The organism is Pinirhizobacter sp., assembly GCF_035317885.1.
Taxonomy (GTDB): Bacteria; Pseudomonadota; Gammaproteobacteria; order Xanthomonadales; family Rhodanobacteraceae; genus Pinirhizobacter.
In genome coordinates, this window is record NZ_DATHFX010000221.1 from 1 (window position 1) to 5,150 (window position 5,150).

Here is a 5,150-nt window from a genome sequence, read left to right on the forward strand (position 1 = left end):
ATCATGGATGGCGCCAAGCAGATCGTCGGACCGGCCTTCGTATCCCTGTTGTGCATATGCATCGTGTTCGTACCGATGTTCATGCTCGAGGGCATTGCCGGCTTCCTGTTCCGCCCGATGGCCCTGGCGGTGATCTTCGCCATGGCCTCGTCGTTCGTGCTTTCGCGCACGCTTGTGCCGACGATGGCGATGTATTTGCTCAAGCCGCACGTAACGGAGAAAGGCGCCGGCGATCATTCGGAAGATAGTTACATCAACCATCACGAAGGCGATCAGGTTATCGTGCAGTCGAAATGGATATCCGGTCCCGTCCGCGCGCCTGCGGGTGACCCGACAAGCCCCGTCCCGCAGCGGCGTGGCATGTACCTGCTGCGTCGCGCGATCGCTTTCCAGGGCGCCTTCGAGCACCGCTTCGCCAACCTGCGCGACGGCTACTACGCGATGCTTGCCGTCGCGCTGGGCCGCCGCAAGGCCTTTGTGCTTGGCTTCCTTGGCTTCATCCTCGCCTCGTTCGTACTCTTGCCGTTCCTGGGCACGGATTTCTTCCCTCCCACCGATGCCGAGTCGATCGCCCTGCATGTGCGCGCACCGATGGGTACCCGCGTGGAAGAGACCGCCGCCGAATTCGATCGTATCGAAGCGGCCATCCGCCAGGTGATTCCGGCAAAAGACCTGGGTACGGTGGTCGACAACATCGGCTTGCCGCTATCGAGCGTGAACCTGGTCTATAGCAACACCGGCAGCATCGGACCGCAGGATGGCGACATCCAGATCGCACTGAAGGAAGGCCACGCTCCCGCCGCCGATTACGTGAAGAAGCTGCGGGAGCTTCTGCCACGCCAGTTCCCCGGCAGCGACTTCGCCTTCCTGCCGGCCGACATGACCGACCAGATCCTGAACTTCGGCGCACCGGCACCGTTGGACATCTCCGTCACCGGTCGTGACAACGCTGCCAACCAGGCCTATGCCATGAACATCATGCGCAAGTTGAAGGCTATCCCGGGCATCGCTGACGTTCGCCTGCAGCAAAGCACCAGCTACCCGCAGTTGAATGTCGCCGTCGACCGCACGCGCGCCGACCAGCTGGGCATCTCCGAGCGCGATGTCACCAATTCGATGGTCGCCTCGCTCGCTGGCAGCAGCCAGGTGGCTCCGGCGTTCTGGCTTAACCCCAAGAATGGCGTGTCATACGCCATCGTCGCCGCGACGCCTCAGTACCGCATGGATTCGATGGCGGACCTGGCCAGCCTTCCCGTCACCGCCGGCAACGACAAGGCCACGCAAATGCTGGGCGGTCTTGCCACGTTCACTCGCGCGCCCAGTGCTGCGGTGGTGTCGCATTACAACATCCTGCCCGCATTTGACATCTATGCCGCGGTGCAGGGCCGCGACCTGGGCGCCGTGGCCCACGACGTCAATACCGTGCTCGCCAGCTTCGCCAAGGAACGTCCCAAGGGTACGCTCGTCACACTGCGAGGCCAGGCCGATACCATGGCCACCGCCTTCAGCGGACTGGAGTTCGGCCTGATTGGCGCGGTGCTGATGATCTACCTGCTTACCGTCGTCAACTTCCAGTCGTGGCTCGATCCGTTCGTGATCATCACCGCACTTCCCGCAGCCCTGGCTGGCATCGTCTGGATCCTGTTCCTGACCCACACCACACTGTCGGTTCCCGCGCTCACCGGCGCCATCATGTGCATGGGCGTGGCCACCGCCAACTCGATCCTGGTGGTGAGCTTCTGCCGCGAACGCCTTGCCGTGCACGGCGACGCCGTCAAGGCAGCGATGGAGGCCGGCTTCACCCGCTTCCGGCCGGTTTGCATGACGGCGCTGGCGATGGTGATCGGCATGTTGCCGATGGCCATCAGCCACGAGCAGAACTCGCCCCTGGGCCGCGCCGTCATCGGCGGCCTGATCTTTGCCACATTTGCCACGTTGCTCTTCGTGCCGGTGATCTTCTCGATCGTCCATGGCCGCACGCAACCGGCTTCGAATCCTGCCCTTTTCCCTGGAGAACCGTCCCATGTCGCATGATGCAGGCCCGACGCCCGTGAGTCCGATGCGCCTGCGCCCCGTGATCGCCATCGGCCTGGCCATCGCCATCGTGGCCGTGGCTGGCGGCCTGACGTTTCGCGCCCACGAGTACCACGAGCTTACGCACTGGACCGATGCCCAGCAGGTACCGACGGTGCAACTTGCGCCGACGGCCATCATCGACGGCAACGACCACCACCTGAGCCTGCCTGGCCACGTAGAGGCCTGGATCAGTGCGCCGATCCACGCCCGCGTGGGGGGCTACCTGAGGACCTGGACACGCGACATCGGCAGCACCGTGCATGCCGGCGACGTGCTGGGCACCATCGACACGCCCGAGATCGACCAGCAGCTGCACCAGGCAACCGCCGGGCTTGCGCGCGCGCAAGCCGATCTCCGCCTCGCCTCGCTCACCAGCAAGCGCTGGCAGAACCTCCTCTCCAGCAATTCGGTGTCCAAGCAGGAAGCCGACGAGAAGCTCGGTGAAGCGGAAGTGGCCAAGGCCAATGTCGCCTCGGCCCAGGCCGACGTTGACCGCCTCCAGGCGCTGGAATCGTTCAAGCAGATCACCGCGCCGTTCGACGGAACGATCACTGCCCGCAACACGGACATTGGCGACCTGATCTCCGCCACCAATGCCAACGAGGAGCCTCTGTTCACAGTGTCCGACACACAGCGCATGCGCCTGTACGTCAGCATTCCCCAGGGCTACGCCTCGGCCATACACCCAGGCATGCATGTCAAGGTCAACGTGATGGAACACCCGGACAAGGCCTTCGACGCCGTACTGATCGGTTCGTCCGGTGCCATTGCCAAAGCCTCAGGCACCCTTCTGGCCCAGTTCGAACTGGCCAACCCCAACAGTGAACTCCTGCCGGGCGATTACGCGCAGGTAAGCCTGCCGGTGGACAGCAACGCCCATGTCGTGAACGTACCAGCCACGGCGCTCATCTTCCGCGCGGCAGGCCCGCAGCTGGCAGTGCTGGGCGCCAATAACACGATCCAGCTGCGTGACGTGCATATCGGCATGGACATGGGCGACATCCTGCAAATCGATCGCGGCGTGACATCGATGGATCCTATCGTTGATCATCCGCCCGACTCGATCATGGCCGGTGACAAAGTCACGGTGGCCACCGCAGCGGCCCCGAAGGGTAAAGGTTGAGCGTCATGCGCACACACCGTCTCACGCGCACCGCCCTGGCCACGGCGCTGGTGATCGCCATGTCCGGCTGTTCGCTCGCCCCCACCTACAAGGTACCCACGGTCGAGGTCCCGGCCAGCTGGCACGAGGGCGACACGTCGTGGCACCGCGCGGCGCCCGCCGACAACCTGCAGCGCGGTGCGTGGTGGAACAGCTTTGGCGACGCCACGCTGGACAAACTCGAAGGGCAACTGGAGAGCGGCAACCTGACGCTCGCCATCGCCGCCTCGCGCTACGACCAGGCGCTCGCCTTCCAGGCGCAGGTTCATTCGGCCACGTTGCCCGACGTCGGCGTCTCCGGTAGTGCGGACAACAGCCGCCAGTCGGACAACCGTCCACTTCGCGGCAATGGCCAGCCCAATGAATATGACGCCAACGATCTGCACATGGGCGCTGGCTATGAACTGGACTTCTGGGGCAAGGTGCGCAACGAAGTGGCGCAGGCCACGGCCGAGGCCCAAGCTTCGGGCGCGGACCTGGCCACCGCTCGCCTGAGCTTGCAGGCACGGCTGGCCGATCTTTACTTCCAGTTGCGCGACCTTGATGTGCAGGCCGACATCCTTGCGCAAACGCTCAAGGGTTACGACCAGGCACTGACCACCACTCGCAACCGCGTTCACGAAGGTATCGACTCCGGGCTCGCCGAAGCCCGCGCCCGCACCCAGCTGGCCGACGCCCGGGCCCAGGCCGATGAGAACGACGCCCAACGCGCACTGACCGAACACGCCATCGCCGTCTTGGTGGGCCAGTCGCCCAGCAGCTTCCGCGTACCGGCTGAAGCAGAGACGCCGTCCCTGCCTCCCGTGCCCTCCAGCGTGCCCTCATCGATCCTGCAACGCCGCCCTGACATTGCGGCGGCCGAGCGGCGCACCTTCGCAGCCAACGCCGGCATCGGCGTGACGCGTGCGGCTTTTTTCCCGGATTTCAGCCTGACAGCACTGGCTGGCTTTCAGAACACCGGCACCAATCCCTTTTTCGCCTACGGCAATCGCCTTTGGGCGGTTGGGCCTGCCTTGTCGCTAAGCCTCTTCGACGGCGGCCTGCGCCGTGCCCGGGAGCGTGCGGCGCGCGACGAATTCGACCAGGCGTCGTCGCAGTACAAACTCACCGTTCTCAATGCCTTCCAGGAAGTTGAAGACAATCTGGCCCTGCTCGACCGCCTGGGCCGCGAGGGGGCCAACGAACAGGAAGCCGTGGCCGCCGCAGCGGAATCACAACGCATTGCGCAGAACCGCTATGACGAAGGCGTGGTGAATTACCTGGAGGTGGTAACGGCGCAAAGCGCCTTCCTGCAGGCCAAGCGCAGTGCAGCGACGATCGACACGCGCAGGCTGCAGGCCAGCGTCAACCTGGTGCGCGCGCTGGGCGGCGGCTGGGATGCGAGCGAGTTGGCCCAGCGCTAGGCTGAGTTTTCGACCGGCAAAAAAAACGGCGGGGAGATTCCCCGCCGTCTTGGTTTTTCTTGGAACGGTGTAGCTTAGAACGGGTAATAACGAAGGCTGGTGAACAGCATGTTGTCCGACGCCGAGGGAGCGCCGCCGATGCCCTCGAATGCCTTGCGCTCGGTGTGCGAAGCCTGGGCACCGAACTGCACCTTGCCGTACTTGCCCTGGTAGAAGCGCCACCAGAAGCCCAGCGTGCCCTGCGAGATCTTTTGGGTGTTACCCACGCAGGTAAGCGGCGAGCCTTCGATGTCACAGCCGGAATTGACGTAAAGCGGGTTGCCGTAGCCGTAAGGTGTGGTGCCGACGGTAAAGGCTTCCTTCTGCTGGCGCTCCTGGCCGCCGAAGGCATAAACGTCCACGTCGCTGCCGGCATGCAGGGTGAGGCCACCGAGCAGCATGGTTTCCTTGATCGGGGCCAGGCTGCCATCCGGACGGAAGGTCACGTCGGAAAGGCCGGCGGTACCGTA

4 protein-coding genes are annotated in these 5,150 nt (G+C 64.3%); 3 read left to right on the plus strand and 1 reads right to left on the minus strand.

Translation table 11 applies throughout. The features are described from left to right. The 3 genes from VK519_RS07180 to VK519_RS07190 all read left to right on the plus strand — a co-directional run. Nucleotides 1-2,034 (plus strand): efflux RND transporter permease subunit (locus VK519_RS07180; RefSeq protein ID WP_324348575.1); only part of this gene is annotated, 2,034 nt, incomplete at its 5' end. Beyond that, entirely contained in the window at nt 2,024-3,199 is a 1,176-nt protein-coding gene (locus VK519_RS07185; RefSeq protein ID WP_324348577.1) for an efflux RND transporter periplasmic adaptor subunit, read from the plus strand. The genes VK519_RS07180 and VK519_RS07185, both read left to right, overlap by 11 nt. Before the next feature lie 5 nt (nt 3,200-3,204). Continuing rightward, on the plus strand, nt 3,205-4,641 hold the full coding sequence (locus VK519_RS07190; RefSeq protein ID WP_324348578.1) for an efflux transporter outer membrane subunit: 1,437 nt from the start codon (nt 3,205-3,207) through the stop codon (nt 4,639-4,641). Between the two features lie 74 nt (nt 4,642-4,715). On the opposite strand, the gene VK519_RS07195 is transcribed toward VK519_RS07190, so the two are convergent. After that, on the minus strand, nt 4,716-5,150 hold a 435-nt coding region (locus tag VK519_RS07195), incomplete at its 5' end, for a hypothetical protein (RefSeq protein WP_324348579.1).